General features: G+C 68.6%; 16 protein-coding genes and 1 tRNA gene. 11 read left to right on the top strand and 6 right to left on the bottom strand.

What is annotated here, in order from left to right; translation table 11 throughout:
- Positions 1-91 precede the first annotated feature (91 nt).
- From BS69_RS0103235 to BS69_RS0103220, 4 genes are all read left to right on the top strand, one after another.
- A tRNA-Gly gene (locus BS69_RS0103235) sits at positions 92-165 on the top strand.
- 145 nt (positions 166-310) lie between these two features.
- Positions 311-2899, top strand: coding sequence for a response regulator (locus tag BS69_RS13510; RefSeq protein ID WP_051676498.1), 2589 nt, complete (start codon positions 311-313; stop codon positions 2897-2899).
- A gap of 2 nt (positions 2900-2901) precedes the next feature.
- Positions 2902-3288 carry a hypothetical protein gene (locus BS69_RS0103225; protein WP_051676497.1) on the top strand — a complete coding sequence of 129 codons (387 nt, stop codon included), beginning with the start codon at positions 2902-2904 and terminating at the stop codon, positions 3286-3288.
- Between the two features lie 65 nt (positions 3289-3353).
- On the top strand, positions 3354-4802 hold the full coding sequence (locus tag BS69_RS0103220) for an AMP nucleosidase (RefSeq protein WP_029940546.1): 1449 nt from the start codon (positions 3354-3356) through the stop codon (positions 4800-4802).
- Positions 4803-4808: 6 nt separating this feature from the next.
- On the opposite strand, the gene BS69_RS0103215 is transcribed toward BS69_RS0103220, so the two are convergent.
- Positions 4809-5198, bottom strand: a complete 390-nt coding sequence (locus BS69_RS0103215) for a hypothetical protein (RefSeq protein ID WP_029940545.1) — start codon at positions 5196-5198, stop codon at positions 4809-4811.
- A gap of 182 nt (positions 5199-5380) precedes the next feature.
- Here BS69_RS0103215 and BS69_RS0103210 point away from each other — a divergent pair, with 182 nt between their 5' ends.
- Positions 5381-6652: a nucleotide sugar dehydrogenase gene (locus BS69_RS0103210; RefSeq protein WP_037504351.1), complete on the top strand. Its 1272-nt coding sequence runs from the start codon at positions 5381-5383 to the stop codon at positions 6650-6652.
- A gap of 25 nt (positions 6653-6677) precedes the next feature.
- Positions 6678-7961 carry a sugar transferase gene (locus BS69_RS0103205; RefSeq protein ID WP_029940543.1) on the top strand — a complete coding sequence of 428 codons (1284 nt, stop codon included), beginning with the start codon at positions 6678-6680 and terminating at the stop codon, positions 7959-7961.
- Between the two features lie 3 nt (positions 7962-7964).
- Here BS69_RS0103205 and BS69_RS0103200 read toward each other — a convergent pair whose 3' ends face one another.
- On the bottom strand, positions 7965-9350 hold the full coding sequence (locus BS69_RS0103200) for an alpha-amylase family glycosyl hydrolase (RefSeq protein WP_051676495.1): 1386 nt from the start codon (positions 9348-9350) through the stop codon (positions 7965-7967).
- A gap of 86 nt (positions 9351-9436) precedes the next feature.
- Here BS69_RS0103200 and trmFO point away from each other — a divergent pair, with 86 nt between their 5' ends.
- Complete coding sequence (gene trmFO / locus BS69_RS0103195) at positions 9437-10774, top strand: methylenetetrahydrofolate--tRNA-(uracil(54)-C(5))-methyltransferase (FADH(2)-oxidizing) TrmFO (RefSeq protein ID WP_029940541.1); 1338 nt, start codon at positions 9437-9439, stop codon at positions 10772-10774.
- 4 nt (positions 10775-10778) lie between these two features.
- On the opposite strand, the gene BS69_RS0103190 is transcribed toward trmFO, so the two are convergent.
- The 4 genes from BS69_RS0103190 to recR all read right to left on the bottom strand — a co-directional run bounded on the left by BS69_RS0103190 (position 10779) and on the right by recR (position 12935).
- A complete protein-coding gene (locus BS69_RS0103190) occupies positions 10779-11189 on the bottom strand; it encodes a BLUF domain-containing protein (protein WP_051676494.1) in 411 nt (136 codons plus the stop codon).
- Between the two features lie 64 nt (positions 11190-11253).
- Positions 11254-11700 (bottom strand): EF-hand domain-containing protein, encoded by a 447-nt coding sequence (locus BS69_RS0103185; protein WP_029940539.1) that lies wholly within the window; start codon positions 11698-11700, stop codon positions 11254-11256.
- 60 nt (positions 11701-11760) lie between these two features.
- Positions 11761-12342, bottom strand: a complete 582-nt coding sequence (locus BS69_RS0103180; protein WP_051676493.1) for a hypothetical protein — start codon at positions 12340-12342, stop codon at positions 11761-11763.
- A complete protein-coding gene (recR, locus tag BS69_RS0103175; RefSeq protein WP_029940537.1) occupies positions 12339-12935 on the bottom strand; it encodes a recombination mediator RecR in 597 nt (198 codons plus the stop codon). The genes BS69_RS0103180 and recR overlap by 4 nt, the downstream gene beginning before the upstream one ends.
- Positions 12936-13048: 113 nt before the next feature.
- Here recR and fmt point away from each other — a divergent pair, with 113 nt between their 5' ends.
- From fmt to cysK, 4 genes are read left to right on the top strand one after another with little or no spacing between them, the layout of a single operon-like run.
- On the top strand, positions 13049-13951 hold the full coding sequence (fmt, locus tag BS69_RS0103170; RefSeq protein ID WP_029940536.1) for a methionyl-tRNA formyltransferase: 903 nt from the start codon (positions 13049-13051) through the stop codon (positions 13949-13951).
- Positions 13948-14700 (top strand): tRNA pseudouridine(38-40) synthase TruA, encoded by a 753-nt coding sequence (gene truA / locus BS69_RS0103165; RefSeq protein WP_029940535.1) that lies wholly within the window; start codon positions 13948-13950, stop codon positions 14698-14700. The genes fmt and truA overlap by 4 nt, the downstream gene beginning before the upstream one ends.
- A 5-nt stretch (positions 14701-14705) precedes the next feature.
- The gene (locus tag BS69_RS0103160; protein WP_051676492.1) at positions 14706-15986 is read left to right on the top strand and encodes an MFS transporter; all 1281 of its coding nucleotides are present in this window, start codon (positions 14706-14708) and stop codon (positions 15984-15986) included.
- The gene (cysK, locus tag BS69_RS0103155; protein WP_029940533.1) at positions 15983-16915 is read left to right on the top strand and encodes a cysteine synthase A; all 933 of its coding nucleotides are present in this window, start codon (positions 15983-15985) and stop codon (positions 16913-16915) included. The genes BS69_RS0103160 and cysK overlap by 4 nt, the downstream gene beginning before the upstream one ends.
- The last annotated feature ends 139 nt before the right edge of the window (positions 16916-17054 follow it).

The raw sequence follows: 17054 nt of genomic DNA, 5'->3' as shown, positions 1-17054 counted from the left end.
GAAAAGATCGGGGGCGTCGCGAACCACTCGCGGCGCCCCTTTTCTTATGGGAAAAGCTGTGGCAATCGCGCCGTCGGCCGACGTCGCCCGGGCGGGTATGATGTAATGGTAGCCTGTCAGCTTCCCAAGCTGAACGCGCGGGTTCGATTCCCGCTACCCGCTCCACTCAAACCATTGATGATGCGACCCTCTGGCGCGCCGAGAATGGCGGTTTTGCGCCATGTTCTTAATCCCCGTCTATAGGGGATGACCCCGCCGTGGGCTACACAAGTGGCTGGTAAGCGTACGCATTCCAGTCAGGGAAGCCTCGGTGAGCGATGCCAGCAACGGACCGGCCAACGGCGGGCAATCGCCGCGCGCGATCATCAAGTCGGCGGTAGCGCTGCCGCGGGAGCGCCAGGCCGCTTTCATGCAGATGGCCGAGCTCAGCAGCGACCTGATCGCCTTGTGCGATCCCGACGGCAAGCTCCTGTTCCTCAATCCCGCGGGCCGGCGGCTGATCGGGATCGAGGATGCCGACATCTTCCCGGTGCACCTCAGCGACTATGTCGCGGCGGCCCAGCGCCATCTCGTGTTCGACGAGGTCGTCCCCACCGCGACCCGCGACGGGGTGTGGGAAGGCGAGATGCAGCTCGAGGAGCGACAGTCGGGGCAGCTGGTGGACGTCCAGCGCTCGACCTTCGCCTGCCGCGACGAGGACGGCACGCTGACCGGCTTCATCTCGGTCATGCACGACATCACCGACCGCAAGCGCCGCGAGGCCGAGCTTGCCGAGCAGATGGAGGTGTTCCGCTCGCTGATCGCGCGCAATCCTTTCGGGGTCTATCTGGTCGACGCCGACTTCCGGCTGCGGGTCTTCAGCCAGGGGGCGGAGAAGGTCTTCGCCGGGATCCCCGACGCGATCGGTCGCGATTTCGCCGAGGTGATCCGGATCCTCTGGCCCGAACCGCTCGCGACCGAGGTGATCGAACGCTTCCGCTACACGCTCGACAGCGGCGAACCCTATGAAAGCCCGCTCCTTGAGGAGGCGCGCGCCGACGTCGAACGTCGCGAACGCTATCACTGGCGGATCGAGCGCAGCCGGATGCCCGACGGCGGGTACGGGGTGGTCTGCTACTTCTACGATCTCACCGACAATGAGGCGCTGCGGGCCGAGCTCGCCCGGCGCGAGGGGAACTTGCGCGACCTCGCCGCCGAGCTCGAGCAGCGGGTTCGCCAGCGGACCGCCGCCCTCAACCTCGCCAACGAGAAACTGATCGAGGAAGGCCAGCGCCGCGAGGCGCTCCAGCATTCGCATGCCCATAGCCAGAAGCTCGAGGCGATCGGCCAGCTGACCGCCGGGGTCGCGCACGACTTCAACAATCTGCTCGGCGCGGTGATCGGCGGACTGACGCTGATCGAGAACCGGTTGAACGACCCGCGCAGCCAGCAGATCGTCAAGATGAGCCAGGCCGCGGCCGACCGCGGTGCGATCCTGATCCGCCAGCTGATGGAGTTCGCGCGCGACCGCGACCTCGAGCCCGCGCGGGTCGACGTCCACGGGCTGTTCGAGGAAGTGGTCGAGTTCCTCCAGCAGTCTTCGCGGCGCGGCCGACACCGGATCGAGATCGACACCGAGGTCGGGATCTGGCCGGCCCTGGTCGACCGCTCGCAGCTCCAGTCGGCATTGCTCAACCTCGCCAACAATGCCCGCGACGCCATGCCGATGGGCGGCCGGCTGACCCTGCGGGCCCGCAACTGCCCCGGCGACGAGAAAGGGCGTCCGGCCGAACTGATGGGAATGGACGCGGTCCTGATCGAGGTGATCGACGACGGCCAGGGGATGGATGGCCCGACCCTCCAGCGGGTGACCGAGCCCTTCTTCACGACCAAGGCACGCGGCCAGGGTACCGGGCTCGGCCTCGCCATGGTCCAGCGCTTCGTCAGCCAGTCGCGCGGCGCGCTCCGGATCGCGAGCAAGCCCGGCGAGGGCTCGACCTTCGGCCTCTATTTCCCGCGCGCCGACGCCGGGGAAAGCGCGCGACCGGCCAGGTTCGACGAGGGCGGCACCTCGGAGGAACAGGCGTTCGACGCGGTGCTGCTGGTCGACGACGACGACAATCTGCGCGAGATCCTCGCCGCGGGGCTGGCCGACCGCGGGTTCGAGGTATCGACCGCGGCGACCGGCGTCGAAGCCTTGTCGCTGTGCCGGTCGCGGCGGTTCGACGTGATCGTGAGCGACATCGAGATGCCGGGGATGAGCGGGCCGGAACTCGAGGCGACGCTCCGCGCGCGGGGCAGCACGACCCCCTGCCTGTTCATGACCGGGAACACGGTGGAGAGCGCGAACTCGGTTTCGCCCATCCTGCGCAAGCCTTTCACGCCCGCGCAGCTCCAGAAAGCGATCCGCAACCTCCTCGCCGCGCGCGGCCAGCAGGAGATGGGCGAGGAGCGGCTCGACCGCCTCGCCGCCCGGCTCCAGTCCGATTGCGCCCGCTCCCTGTTCGAGCATTGGCGCGCCATCCGCCACGGCCGCGACATGCCCGACGCCATGCAGTTCGACGCCGGACAGTGCAGCGAGCCGCACCGGCTGATCATTGCCCATGTCGACCTCGGCAAGGTTCCGATCGAGTTCGACTTCGAGGTGATCGGCGACACGCTGAAGGCCGCGTTCCCGGGGCGCATCAAGGCCAGCGACATGCCGATCGTCGGCAGCGACACGCCGGCCGCGCGCGAGGCGGCCTATCGCCGCTGCGCGCTGACCGGCAAGCCCAGCTTCGAATATGCGCGCTTCGATCTCGGCGAAGGCGAGGTCGAGACCTTCGAGCGATTGCTTCTGCCCTTCTCGAGCGACGGGCGAACCGTCGACCGGATCGTCGGTGCGGTGGTGATGGAGCGCGAGCCGAGGGGGACGAAATGAACATGGCCGAACTATTGCCGGACTACGAGGAGCCCGCGCTCGCCCGCGCGGTCGAGTCGCTCCCCGACGAGGTGATCGATCGCCTGCCCTATGGTGCGATCCGGCTCGCCGACGATGGCCGGGTCCTCTTCTACAGCGAGACCGAGCGGCGCCAGTCGGGCTCGGGCGAACTGCCGCGGCTGGGGCTCGATTTCTTCAGCAAGGTCGCGCCCTGCATGGACAATCCGGCCTTCCGCGGCCGGCTCGAGGCGGCGCGGCAGAGCGGACGGCTCGACCTCCGGTTCAGCCACATCGGCGACTTCGAGGACCGCGACCGCGAATTGTCGATCCGGGTCCAGTCGGCGACCGATGGCGGCTACTGGATGTTCCTCCGCCGCGAACGGGACTGAGCCGTCGCGGCGGCGCCATCCCCGCGACCTTGCGATGCAACAGGGATGGGCTAGAGCGCTGGTCCATGCCTGATATCGAGACGATCCTCGACGAACTCGAGACCATCTTCGACCGCTCGGTCGCCAATCTGCGCCGCGCCCTCATCGCTTATGTGAAGGACGGGGTCCGGCCAGAGCGCCAGGCCCGCGCCGATGGCTGCTTCGCCTATCCGGAACTCAGGATCGACTATGATCCGGCGACCCCGCCGCCGCTGCCCGCGCGCGCCTTCGCCCGGCTGAACCAGCCCGGCATCTATGTCGCGAGCATCGCCCGGCCCAAGCTCTTCCGCCATTACCTGCAGACCCAGCTCGAGCATCTCGCGCGCGATTATGACGTGAAGATCAGCGTCGGGCGCTCGGCGAGCGAAATCCCCTACCCTTATGTGCTCGACGGCAGCGACGACCTCCAGCTCGGCGGGATCCAGTCGGCCGAACTCAGCCGCTGGTTCCCGACCACCGAGCTCGTCCACATCGGCGACGAGATCGCCGACGGCGACTGGGACATGGGCCGTCATTCGACCCGCCCGCTGGCGCTGTTCGACGGGCCCCGCACCGATTTCAGCCTCGCCCGGCTGCGCCATTATACCGGCACGCCGACCGAGCATTTCCAGCGCTTCATCCTGTTCACCAACTACGTCCGCTACGTCGACGAGTTCGTGCGCTTCGCGGCCGACGCGCTGCGCCAGGACGGCACCTCCTACCAGGGGCTGTCGGTCCCCGGCGGGGTTTATGACCGGGGCGAGCTGGAGAATGCCGAGGCCGAGATCGCCGCGGGGTCGTGGCGCCGTTTCCAGATGCCGGCCTATCACCTGATCGGGCCCAATGGCGACGACGGCATCACCCTCGTCAACATCGGCGTCGGCCCCAGCAACGCCAAGACCATCTGCGACCATATCGCGGTGCTCCGGCCCGAGGTGTGGCTGATGATCGGCCATTGCGGCGGCCTGCGCCCGAGCCAGACGATCGGCGACTATGTCCTCGCCCACGCTTATCTGCGCGACGACCATGTGCTCGACGACATCCTGCCGGTGGAGATCCCGATCCCCGCCATCGCCGAGGTCCAGACCGCGCTGTTCAACGCCGCCGCCAAGGTTACGCAGGAGAGCGAGGACAGCCTCAAGAAGCGGCTTCGTACGGGCACGGTGGTGACCACCGACGACCGCAACTGGGAGCTTCGCTACACCGCGAGCGCGCTCCGCTTCAACCAGAGCCGGGCGGTGGCGATCGACATGGAGAGCGCGACGGTCTCGGCGCAGGGCTATCGCTTCCGCGTGCCCTACGGGACGCTCCTATGCGTCTCGGACAAGCCGCTGCACGGCGAGCTCAAGCTCCCGGGGCAGGCCAATGCCTTTTACGAGCGGGCGATCAGCCAGCATCTGAGGATCGGGATCGAGACCCTCAACATCCTCCGGCAGGAGGGCGACGCGCTTCACAGCCGCAAGCTGCGGAGTTTCGACGAGCCGCCCTTCCGCTAGGAGCTGTTAGCCGCGTTCGCCGGCCGAACGGGCAGGCTGCATCGGCTGGTTGGTCGCATTGGCGAGCCAGCGGCTGGTCGCGCCGCAGCTGCTGGTGGCGGTCACGCTCTGCCCGGCCTGGAAGGCCTGGGTGTAGGGGAAGCATTCCGACGCCGCGCCGGTGCGCAGGCACAGCTGGCCGCCGCCCGCGGTCCAGCTGGCGGGGATCGCCTGGCCGCTCGGGGTGGTGATGGTCGCGGTCCCGCCCGGCTGGAAGGTGATGTTGTTGACGATGCCGTTGGTCTCGACCTGGAGGGTCTGGCCGGCGATCTCCGAGCCGGGAACCCACTGCGCGGCAGCGCCGCTAGCCAGCAGCGCAGTCGCTGCAAGGCCGGTGACGAACGAAAACTTGGTCATGGCGGCACTCCCACCCACGTGGTTACAAGAATGACGCCCCCGCCGTGAGCCGGGAAACATCATGAAGGCGCAACTCCCGCCGGGGCATCGGGTTGCACGTCCAGGCGACGCAAAGGACGATCATGTCCTTGCCGTGTCATCCCAGCACCCTATGAGCAGGGCAAATCGGTGAAAGGCTTTCCTTGCAAGATCAGCATATTGTCGTCGTCGGCCTTGGCTATGTCGGGCTCCCGCTCGCGGTAGCGCTGGCGGAACATGGCAACGTTACCGGCTTCGACATCGACGCGAACCGGGTCGCCGAGCTGCGCCGCGGCGAGGACCGGACTCGTGAAATCACCGCCGAGCGGCTGGCCGCCTCGACCTTGCGGCTCACCACCGACCCCGCCGAGGCGCGCGGCGCGGACGTCTATATCGTCACCGTGCCGACTCCGGTCGACGGCTCCAATATGCCCGACCTGCGGCCCCTTCTTTCGGCGACCCGCAGCGTCGCGACCATGATCGATCCCGCCCGGCCGGCGGTGGTGGTCTACGAAAGCACCGTCTATCCCGGCGTCACCGAGGACATTTGCGGCCCCGAGCTCGAGCGCGTCGGCGGCCTGACGCGCGGCACCCATTTCACGCTCGGCTACAGTCCCGAGCGGATCAACCCGGGCGACCGCGAGCATACGGTCGACAAGATCGTCAAGGTCGTCGCGGGCGAGGACGAGGCGACCAGCGCGATCCTGACCGACCTTTACGGCCGCATGAACGGAGGCAAGATCTTCGCCGCCGCCTCGATCAAGGCCGCCGAGGCCGCCAAGGTGATCGAGAATGCCCAGCGCGACATCAACATCGCCTTCATCAACGAGATCACGCAGATCTTCGCCAAGCTCGACCTCAGCATCTGGGACGTGCTGGCGGCGGCGCGGACCAAGTGGAACTTCCTGCCCTTCGAGCCGGGACTCGTCGGCGGCCACTGCATCGGCGTCGATCCCTATTACCTGGCCCATCGCGCCCGCGAGCTCGGTCACTGGCCGCAGATCATCCTCGCCGGCCGCGAGACCAATGACGGCATGGGCGAGTGGATCGCCGATCGGCTCCACGAGCGGCTGGCGAACAAGGCGGGGCGCGTGCTGGTGCTGGGCCTGACGTTCAAGGAGAATGTCCCCGACCTGCGCAACAGCCGGGTGATCGACGTCATCCGCCGGCTGGAATGGCTCGGCCACGAGGTGCTGGTCGCCGATCCCCTCGCCGACCCGGCCGAGGCCGATCACGAATATGGAATCAGCCTCACCGACCCCGAGACCATGGCCGAGCCGGTCGATCTCGTGGTCGGCGCGGTTGCCCATGATGCCTACAAGTCACTGTCGCACGAGAAACTGACGTCATGGCTGCGTGAGGGCGGACAATTGGCGGATCTCAAGCGTTTGTGGCAGGATCGTCCCGGCTCGGCACACCCGATCTGGACCCTGTAGCGAGCGTGTCCGTAGCCCGTCGATGATGCTTCAGATCTCCCCCGTCCAGCACGTTCGCCGCGGAAGCTGGCTGGGCCGCCGCCGCGTGCAGCTGCTCGGCGCGATCCTGGTCGCGGCGGTGTGGCCGCTGATCGCGCGGCTGATGCTGACCCCGAACCTCCTGTGGGAAGCGACGCTCAACGCCTTCTACGCCAATGTGGTCGCGGTCGGGATCGCCCTGTGGCTGCGGCTCAGCGTCGAGCCCTATCCGGGCATCCGCTCGAGCCTCGTCATCCTGCCGACCTGCCTTGCCGCGCACGGCTCGGTGCTGGCCTTCTTCTTCTTCACCCGCCTGCCCTACGACCGCACCGCCTTCATCGCCGGCTTCCTGCTCCACGTGGCCTGGTTCTATCTCATCTATTTCCTCGTCCAGCGGCGCACCGCGATGCAGATCGGGGTGGTGCCCGTGGGCAGCTGGCGACGGCTCGCCCAGCTCGACAATGTCAGCTGGATCCGGCTCGACGCGCCGCGGCTGGACCTCGCCCGGCGCTGCGACGCGGTGGTCGCCGATTTCTCGGCCGAGCTCACCCCGGCGTGGGAGGCCTTTCTCGCCGACGCCGCGCTGGCGGGGATGATCGTCTACCAGATCAAGCCGCTGACCGAATCGCTGACCGGCCGGGTCGAGATCGACCACTTGTCCGAGAACAGCTTCGGCTCGCTGGTCCCGGCACGCGGCTATTTCCACCTGAAGACCCTGATCGACTTCGCGACAGCGCTCATCTCGCTGCCTTTCCTGCTGCCGATCATGGCCGTGGCGGCGCTCGCGATCCTTCTCGACGACGGCGGCCCGGTGCTGTTCCGCCAGGCCCGCATCGGACACCGCGGCCGCAGCTTCAAGGTGGTCAAGTTCCGCACCATGCGGGTCAGCAAGGGCGAGGCGACCGACGCCCGCGCCGCTGCCATGACCGGCGACCTCGACCCCCGCATCACCCGCGTCGGCGCGTTCCTGCGGAAGAGCCGGATCGACGAGCTGCCGCAGGTCTGGAACATCCTCAAGGGGCAGATGAGCTGGATCGGCCCGCGTCCCGAGGCCGAGGTCCTCTCGCACTGGTATGTCGGCGAGATCCCCTTCTACCGCTATCGCCACGTAGTGAAGCCCGGGATCACCGGCTGGGCCCAGACCAACCAGGGCCATGTCGCCGAGGTCGACGAGATCCACGAGAAGCTGCAGTACGACTTCTACTACATCAAATATTTCTCGCCGTTCCTCGACCTCCTCATCGTCTTCAAGACGCTGCGGACGATGCTGACCGGCTTCGGCGCGCGCTGACGATCAGCGCGCGCGGCTCCGCACCACGCCCTGCTCGAAGACCCGGTTGCTCCACGGGGCGAGGGTCAGGCTCGTGTCCGCCCCGATCCGCACCACCGCGCCCGTCTCGGCGTCGCTCCAGGCGCCGTCGGCCAGCCGCTCGGTGAAGCGGAAGGTCTGCGGCTCGGCCGAGAAATTGAAGACGGCAAGCACCCGGTCGCCGCTCGCCTGCCTGACGAACGAGAAGACCTTCTGCGGCTTGTCGTTGACCACGCCGACCATCCGCCCGCCCCACGGCGCATTCCAGAGCGCCTTGTTGCGGCTCTTGAGCGCGGCCAGCCGCGTGAACAGCGCACGATTGGGATGCTCGCGCCAGGCGATCGGATCCTTCTCGAAGAATTTCAGGCGCTTGGGATTGCCCGCCTCCTCGCCGTTGTAGATGAGCGGGATGCCCTCGCCGACGAAGGCGAGGACGTGGACATTGTTCAGCGCCGGTCCGAAGACTTCCTCGCCGGTGCCGTGCCAGGCATTCTGGTCGTGGTTCTCGGCATAGACCATCCGCATCGCGCCCCCCGGCCAGGCGCTCTCGTTCTCGCTGAAATAGCCGAACAGCGCGCCCGTATCGGCCCGCCCCTTGGCGATGTCGGCGAGCGCATTGTACCAGCCCCAGCCGTAGGTCGCGTCGAACGCCTTGTAGTGGAGGTCGCGCATCTGCGCCTCGCCGAGCATGAAGACCGGCTTGATCCGGTCGGCGTCGGCGCGGACCTTCTCCCAGAAGTCGAGCGGGATGTAGGCGGCAACGTCGGCGCGGAAGCCGTCGATGTCGGCGGTCCGCACCCAGTAGAGCATCGAGTCCGCCATATACTGGCGCAGGCCCTCCTTCGAATAATCGAAGTCGATGATGTCGGACCAGTCCCACCAGGGCGTCGGCCGGAAGTCGCCCTTCCAGTCGTGGTCGTACCAGTCGGGATGCTGCGTCACGAGCGGATTGTCCCAGGCGCTGTGGTTGGCGACCCAGTCGATGATGACCTTCATCCCCTCCCCGTGCGCGGCGCGGACGAAGCGCTGGAAGTCGGCCAAGGTCCCGAACTCGGGATTGACCGCGCGATAGTCCTTGACGCTGTAGGGCGAGCCGAGCGTTCCCTTGCGGTTCTTCACCCCGATCGGCTGGATCGGCATCACCCACAGGATATCGACCCCCATTGCCTTCAGTCGCGGAAGCTCGCGCTCCGCGGCCCTGAACGTCCCCTCGGGCGTGAACTGGCGGGTGTTGATCTGGTAGATGACCGCGTCCTTGGCCCAGTCGGGATGCCTGACGCCCGAGAGGTCCTGGGGGGCATAGCGACCGGCGATGGCAGCGGAGGGACCGGAGAGGGCCAGCGCGGCGGCGGCGAGGAGGAGGCTCTTCATCGCCCGAATGAAGCATGGCCGTGCCCGCCCCGCCAGCCTTTGCACACGTATTCAATTCGATTGCCGCCGGCGCTAAGGCGCAGGCCATGCACGAGATTCACATCATCGGCGGCGGGCTCGCCGGGTCGGAAGCGGCGTGGCAGCTGGCCGAGGCGGGGCTCAAGGTCCGCTTGAGCGAGATGCGCGGCGGCGGCGACATGACCCCGGCGCACGAGAGCGACCGGCTGGCCGAGATGGTCTGCTCGAACAGCTTCCGCTCGGACGATGCCGAGAACAATGCCGTTGGCCTGCTCCACCAGGAGATGCGGCGGATGGGCAGCCTCATCATGGCCTGCGCCGACGCGACCAAGGTGCCGGCGGGATCGGCGCTGGCGGTCGATCGCGAGGGCTTCGCCGCCAGGGTCACCGCGGCACTCGAGGCGCACCCCAACATCAGCATCCACCGCGAGCGCGCCGACGCGCTGCCCGACCACCCTTGCATCATCGCCACCGGGCCGCTGACCGGCTCCAAGCTGGCGGAATCGATCGCCGCCGAGACGGGCAAGGGCGCCCTCGCCTTCTTCGACGCCATCGCGCCGATCGTCCATGGCGACAGCATCGACATGGGCGTCGCCTGGAAGGCCGCGCGCTGGGGCAAGGGCGGCGACGACTATATCAACTGCCCGCTCACCCGCGAGCAATATGAGGCCTTCGTCGCCGCGCTCAATGCGGGCGAGAAGACCGAATTCAAGGAGTGGGAAAAGGACACGCCCTATTTCGAGGGCTGCATGCCGATCGAGGTCATGGCCCAGCGGGGCCCCGAGACATTGCGCTTCGGGCCGCTGAAGGGCGTCGGGCTCGACGATCCGAAAACCGGGCGCTGGCCTTATGCCTGCGTCCAGCTGCGCCAGGACAATGCCAGCGGGACGCTGTGGAACATCGTCGGCTTCCAGACCAAATTGAAGCATGGCGAGCAGGTCCGCATCTTCCGCACCATCCCGGGGCTGGAGAATGCCGAATTCGCGCGGCTCGGCGGCATTCACCGCAACAGCTTCATCCGTTCGCCCGAGCTGCTCGACCGGCAGCTGCGGCTGAAGAGCAGGCCCAATGTCCGCTTCGCCGGTCAGATCACCGGCTGCGAAGGCTATGTCGAGAGCGCCGCCATCGGCCTCGTCGCCGCGCGCTTCGCCGCCGCCGAGGCGCGCGGCGAGGAGCTGGCACCGCCGCCGAGCACCACCGCGCTCGGCGCGCTGCTCGGCCACATCACAGGCGATGCCAATCCCGAGACCTTCCAGCCGATGAACGTCAATTTCGGGCTGATGCCGCCGCTCCCCGAGCGCTTCCGCAAGGCCGACCGCAAGAAGGCCTATACCGACCGGGCGCGTGCGGCCTTCGGCGAATGGCTGGCTGCGACCGGCCAGGCCGAGGTCGCCGCCGCCGCCTGAACGGTCAGACCTCGACGCTGATCAGTTCGACCATGCCCGCGATCCGCGCGCGGATGGCGTCGGACAGGCCCACCGGAAGCTTCTCGAGCACGTCGTCGTGCGCCTCCTGATAATGGGTCCGCACCCGCACCAGCTTCATCGACCAGTCGGGAAACAGGCGCTCGTCCGCGAGCTCGGTCTCGCGAATCTCGACCGCGCTGTGACGGGGATCGCGGCGGAGCCGTTCCATGAGGTCGTCGATCGCCTCCGGCGCGCCCTCGATCCACTGCAGGAAATGGGTTCCGTTGAAGAGCAGCAGCCCGGTGATTCCGTCGAGCCCGTTAAGGTCCCGGGCGGTCTGCCCGATGTCGAACAATTGCTCCACCGTGAGGTCGAGCGCCGCAAGGCTGGTGTAGGCGAGACGCTTGAACTGCACAGGATTACCCTTCCGGACCGGAGGGCCCGGAAGAACATTAGTCGAACGTTAAGTCGTTGGCAAATCAACAGGAACAGACAGCCTTGCGCTTGGGCGGCTTGGGTGCGGTCGCGGCATATTCGGCGGGCGTCAGCCAGCCCGAGCGGTCCTGATCGGCGGCGGCGAACTTGTCGACGGTCCTGACCGCCCATTCCTCGAAGCTGAGGCTGCCGTTGCCGTTGGTGTCGAGCTTGGCGAAGGCCTTGCGCCGCGGCTCGAACAGTTCGGCGGCGGTGATCCGCCCGTCATCGTCCTTGTCGGCCCGGGCGAAGCGCTTTTCCTCGCGTGACCTGGGGCTGGCGAGCGGCGGCGCGCGATAGGCGGGCGAGGGGATCGCGACCAGGGGCGCGGCGGCGGAGACCGGCGGCGCGGACGCGAGCCGGACGGGCTCGGCGGCCCGGCTGGTGAAGAAGACGAACAGCCCCGAGGCGAGCAGGATGGCGGCAAGGGCACCGGCGATGAGGCGGGTCATGGCTGACCTCCACTGGCATCGATCCGGCGGGCGCGATTGTTCCCGCTTCGCCGCCCCGCGTCAACGCCCGGTCAGGCGATGGCGGATGAGGGTCCAGCTGCGGCCCGGGGTGGCTTCGGGCTCGGGCGGCCAGAAGCGCGCCGAATCGCGCCGTCCGAGCGCATCGAGCAGGGTCACCGGCCGGGCGGGCCGCGGCGAGGGAATGACATCGAGCCGTTTGAGCCAGGCGCTCTCGCCCGAGCGGCGGGCGAGGTCGGCGCGGGAAAAGGCCTCGCCGCCGCGCGCCTCGGCCCCGATGAGCCGCCCGAGCAGCGCGAAGAGCGCGGACCCGCGCGGCGCCGGGTCGGGTTCCTCGTCGAGGATCGGCTGCCAGGCCTCGGCCAGCGCGGCGAGCTCGGCGCCGGTGAGGCCGACCGGGGGAAGCTCGGCCGCGATCCGGGCGAGCAGCGGCTCGGGCGGGGCCGGCTGGGTGTCGAGCGCGGCGAGCTGGTCGTGCCACCAGGCGAGCTTGATCGCGCCGAGCGCAGGCTGGCTCGCCCCGAGCGCGACCTCGGCCAGCCGGTCGTCGAGCGCGAGCAGGGTATCGAAGGCGGGCCGGCGCGATTCAGGCCAGTGCAGCCGGACGAGGTCGCGGTCCCTCACGCGACCGGGCGGCGCGCGCGCAGCGCCTGCGCCAGCGTGCCCTCGTCGAGATAGTCGAGCTCGCCGCCGACCGGCAGGCCGTGGGCGAGCTGGGTCAGGCGGACGGGATATTTCTCGAGCCGCTCGGCGAGATAGTGCGCGGTGGTCTGCCCCTCGAGCGTCGCGTTCATCGCCAGCACCACCTCGTCGATTCCGCCGCCCGCGACCCGGCGCAGCAGGGGTTCGATCGCGAGGTCCTCGGGCCGAACCCCCTCGAGCGCCGAGAGCCGCCCGCCGAGCACGTGGAAGCGCCCGGGAAACAGCCGCGAGCGGTCGAGCGCCCACAGGTCGGAGACTTCCTCGACCACGCACAGGCTCTTCTCGTCGCGCCGCGGGTCGGCGCAGATGGTGCAGGGATCACGGGTGTCGACATTGCCGCAGATCGAGCAGGTCGAGAGCTTCTCGGCGACCGTCTCCAATGCGGCGAGCAAGGGCAGGAGCGCACCCTCGCGCCGCTTCATCAGGTGCAGCACCGCGCGGCGGGCCGAGCGCGGGCCGAGGCCGGGAAGCCGTGCGAGCGCGCCGGCCAGTGCTTCTATTTCCTGGGAGGCCAATGGATTGCTTCGCTTCGCTCGCAATGACGACAGAAAGTTCGTCACTGCGAGGAGCGCAGCGACGACGCAATCCAGATAGGAAAAGTGGTCGCTTTCCGCCATAGGCGCTGCCGATGCGCCTCATCTTCATGGGATCGCCGGCCTTCGCGGTGCCGACGCTCGACGCCCTCGTCGCGGCCGGACACGAGATTGCCGCGGTCTATTGCCAGCCGCCCCGCCCCGCCCAGCGCGGCAAGAAGCTCCAGCCGACCGCGGTTCAGCTGCGGGCCGAGGAACTGGGCCTGCCCGTCCGTTCGCCCGAGCGGTTGCGCTCGGAAGAGGAGCAGGCGGCGTTCGCGGCGCTGGGGGCCGAGGCTGCGGTGGTCGCGGCTTACGGCCTGCTGCTTCCCCAGCCGATCCTCGACGCGCCGTCGCGCGGCTGTCTCAACGTCCATGCGAGCCTGCTTCCCCGCTGGCGCGGCGCCGCGCCGATCCACCGCGCGATCCTCGCAGGCGATGAAGAGACGGGCGTCACGATCATGGCCATGGAGGCCGGGCTCGATACTGGGCCGATGCTGCGGGTGGGGACCACCCCGATCGCCGCCAAGAATGTCGGCGAACTGACGACCGAACTGGGGGCGATGGGCGCGCGGCTGATGGTCGAGGAACTGGCGTCCCCCTCCGCGCCGCGCCCGCAGCCGGCCGAGGGCGTCACCCTCGCGCCCAAGATCGCCAAGGCCGAGGCGCGGATCGACTGGACCCGCGCCGCCGCCTTCACCGAGCGGCAGGTCCGCGCCTTCGCCCCTGCCCCCGGTGCCTGGTTCGAAGCCGGCTCGGAACGGGTGAAATTGCTTGCCGCCGAGCTCGTCAGCGGGGTCGGCGCCGCACCCGGCACCGTCCTCGACGACATGCTCACCATCGCCTGCGGCTCGGGCGCGATCCGCCCGACCCTCGTGCAGCGCGCGGGGAGCCGCCCGATGACCCCGGCCGAATTGCTGCGCGGCTTCGCGATCCCGAAGGGCACCGTCCTTTCGTGACCCGCTGGAAGCTGATCCTCGAATGGGACGGCGCGCCCTTCATGGGCTGGCAGCGCCAGGATCACGGTCCCTCGGTTCAGGGCGCGCTCGAGGATGCGGCGCGCAAGCTGACCGGCGAGCAGGTGACCGCCCACGCCTCGGGCCGGACCGACGCCGGAGTCCATGCTCTCGCGATGGCAGTGCATGTCGACATCGCAAAGCCGCTGACCGGCCATCGCCTGGCGGAAGGACTGAACGCGCTTCTCCGCCCGCATCCGGTCGCAGTCTTGTCGGCCGAGCCGGTGGCCGACGACTGGCACGCGCGCTTCTCCTGCCTCGGCCGGCGCTATCTCTACCGGATCGCCAACCGCCGCGCGCCGCTGACGCTCGACCGGGGCCGGGCCTGGCGGGTCGCCAAGCCGCTGAATCTCGAAGCGATGCGAGAGGCTGCGGCGCACCTCGTCGGGCATCACGACTTCACCACCTTCCGCTCGGTCCATTGCCAGTCGGACAGTCCGGTGAAGACGCTCGACCGGCTCGACGTCGAAGCCGTGGGCGAGGAGATCCACGTCCACGCCGCCGCCCGCTCCTTCCTCCACCACCAAGTCCGCTCGATGGTCGGCTGCCTCGGCCTCGTCGGCATGGGGCAATGGGCGCCCGACCGGATGCGCGAGGCGCTGGAGGCCAAGGACCGCGGCGCGCTCGGGCTCAACGCGCCCGCCGAGGGGCTTTACTTTGCCGAGGCACTTTACGAGAGCCCGGACGCTTGAGCCCGATGCCCACCTCGCCGCTGCAGATCCGCGACTTCCAGCTCTACTGGTGCGCACGCTTCGCGGCCGTGCTCGCGACCATGGGGATGGTCGTGATCATCGGCTACCAGGTCTATGACGTCGCCCGTGCCGATTATGGCATGAGCATCCGCGAGGCGTCGCTGATGCTCGGCCTGCTCGGCGCTTTCCAGTTCGTTCCGCTGGCGCTGCTGACCCCGGTCGCGGGCTGGACCGCCGACCGGTTCGAGCGGCGGACCGTCGCGCGGATCGCCAACGCCATCGACATGAGCGTCGCGCTCGGGCTCGGGCTCGCGACCCACCTCGACCTCCTCACCCTGCCGCTGCTGTTCACCTTCGCCGCGATGCACGGGGTCGCGCGCGTGTTCGTCGGTCCGGCGATGTCGGCGATCACCCCCAATATCGTCCCGCCGGCGCTCCTGCCCAAGGGCATCGCCTTGTCCTCCATCGCCTGGCAGTCGGCCTCGGTCGCGGGGCCCGCGCTCGGCGGCTTCCTCTATGCCGCCGACCCGGCCCTGCCCTACTGGACCGCGACCGGGCTGATGCTGGTCGCGATCCTCTGCCTGACGCCGGTCAAGCGGGTCGTGCCCCCGCCGATCGAGGGCCATCCCCACCCCATCCGGCAGATGGTCGACGGCCTGACCTATGTCCGCCGCCACCGCTTCCTCCTCGGCGCGATCACCCTCGACCTGTTCGCGGTGCTGCTAGGCGGGGCGACCGCGATGCTGCCCGTCTTTGCCCGCGACATCCTCCATGTCGGGACCGAAGGGCTCGGCCTGATGCGCGGGGCGCCGGCGATCGGCGCGGCGCTGGTGGCGGGCTGGTTTGCCTGGTCCCCGCTGAAGAACAATGTCGGGATCAAGATGCTGTGGTCGGTCGCGGCCTTCGGCCTGCTCACTATCCTCTTCGGCATCTCGAAGAATTTCGGCCTCAGCCTCCTCGTCCTCGCCTTCCTCGGCGCGGCCGACATGCTCAGCGTCTATGTCCGCTCGAGCCTCGTCCAGCTCCACACCCCCGACCAGATGCGCGGACGCGTCTCGGCGGTGAGCGGGCTGGCCATCAGCGCCTCGAACGAGCTTGGCGAACTCCAGTCGGGATTGGCCGCTGCGCTGCTCGGCCCGGTCGGCGCGGTAGTCGCGGGCGGCGGGGCAGCGGTTATAATCGCCGGTGCCTGGTCCTATCTGTTTCCCGAACTCAAGCGGGCCAAGACGTTCGACCCGCCCCAAGACGTGCTCGCCAACACCCTTATGCAGGAGAAACCCGCGTGAAGGCCGACAACATCCTCCAGACCATCGGGGATACCCCGCACATCCGCATCAATCGCCTGTTCGGCGATTCTGCCGAGGTGTGGATCAAGTCCGAGCGCTCCAACCCCGCCGGTTCGATCAAGGACCGGATCGCGCTGGCAATGATCGAGGCCGCCGAGCGTGACGGCCGCCTCAAGCCCGGCGGCGTGATCGTCGAGCCGACCAGCGGCAACACCGGCGTCGGCCTGGCGATGGTCGCCGCGGTCAAGGGCTACAAGCTCATCCTCGTCATGCCCGACAGCATGAGCATCGAGCGTCGCCGGCTGATGCTGGCCTTCGGTGCGACCTTCGACCTCACCCCGCGCGAGAAGGGGATGAAGGGCGCCATCGCCCGCGCCGAGGAGATCGTCGCGGAAACGCCCGGCGCGTGGATGCCGCAGCAGTTCGACAATCCCGCCAATATCGACGTCCATGTCCGTACCACCGCGCCCGAAATCCTCGCCGATTTCGGCGACGACGACCGCGGCTTCGACGCGCTGATCACCGGGGTCGGCACCGGCGGGCACATCACCGGCGTCGCCCGCGAGCTCAAGAAGCGCTGGCCCAAGCTCAAGGTGTTCGCGGTCGAGCCGACCCTGTCGCCGGTCATCTCGGGCGGCGAGCCCGCGCCGCACCCGATCCAGGGCATCGGCGCCGGCTTCATCCCGACCAACCTCGACCGGGACGTGCTCGACGGGGTGATCCAAGTCGCCCCCGAGGACGCCAAGGAAATGGCCCGCCGCGCCGCGCGCGAGGAAGGCATGCTGGTCGGGATCAGCTCGGGCGCGACGCTTGCCGCGATCGCCCAGAAGCTGCCCGAACTTGGGGCCAACCCGCGTGTGCTCGGCTTCAATTACGACACCGGCGAGCGCTACCTGTCGGTCGCGGACTTCCTGCCCGAACAGGGTTAACGCCCGTTTAGTCGCACGGATGTGACGATCCGTTAACAGGTCCGCGCATAATTGGTCCTCGCTCGGGGGGATCGGGCAAGGACCAGTCATGCGTCGGACAAGGGTGGACATCAGGGGCGTCGGGCAGCGACGGAGCGGG

It is taken from the genome of Sphingomonas astaxanthinifaciens DSM 22298, assembly GCF_000711715.1.
Taxonomy (GTDB): Bacteria; Pseudomonadota; Alphaproteobacteria; order Sphingomonadales; family Sphingomonadaceae; genus Sphingomicrobium; species Sphingomicrobium astaxanthinifaciens_A.
The sequence above is the reverse complement of the archived record's forward strand: the minus strand, read 5'-3'. Positions and strand labels throughout refer to the sequence as shown.

What these genes read in the sequence shown, in the direction of transcription:
- BS69_RS0103225 (WP_051676497.1), top strand. Translation starts at nt 2,902, where the DNA reads ATGGCCGAACTATTGCCGGACTACGAGGAGCCCGCGCTCGCCCGCGCG.
- BS69_RS0103220 (WP_029940546.1), top strand. Translation starts at nt 3,354, where the DNA reads ATGCCTGATATCGAGACGATCCTCGACGAACTCGAGACCATCTTCGAC.
- BS69_RS0103215 (WP_029940545.1), bottom strand. Translation starts at nt 5,198, where the DNA reads ATGACCAAGTTTTCGTTCGTCACCGGCCTTGCAGCGACTGCGCTGCTG.
- BS69_RS0103205 (WP_029940543.1), top strand. Translation starts at nt 6,678, where the DNA reads ATGCTTCAGATCTCCCCCGTCCAGCACGTTCGCCGCGGAAGCTGGCTG.
- BS69_RS0103200 (WP_051676495.1), bottom strand. Translation starts at nt 9,350, where the DNA reads ATGAAGAGCCTCCTCCTCGCCGCCGCCGCGCTGGCCCTCTCCGGTCCC.
- trmFO (WP_029940541.1), top strand. Translation starts at nt 9,437, where the DNA reads ATGCACGAGATTCACATCATCGGCGGCGGGCTCGCCGGGTCGGAAGCG.
- BS69_RS0103185 (WP_029940539.1), bottom strand. Translation starts at nt 11,700, where the DNA reads ATGACCCGCCTCATCGCCGGTGCCCTTGCCGCCATCCTGCTCGCCTCG.
- fmt (WP_029940536.1), top strand. Translation starts at nt 13,049, where the DNA reads ATGCGCCTCATCTTCATGGGATCGCCGGCCTTCGCGGTGCCGACGCTC.
- BS69_RS0103160 (WP_051676492.1), top strand. Translation starts at nt 14,706, where the DNA reads ATGCCCACCTCGCCGCTGCAGATCCGCGACTTCCAGCTCTACTGGTGC.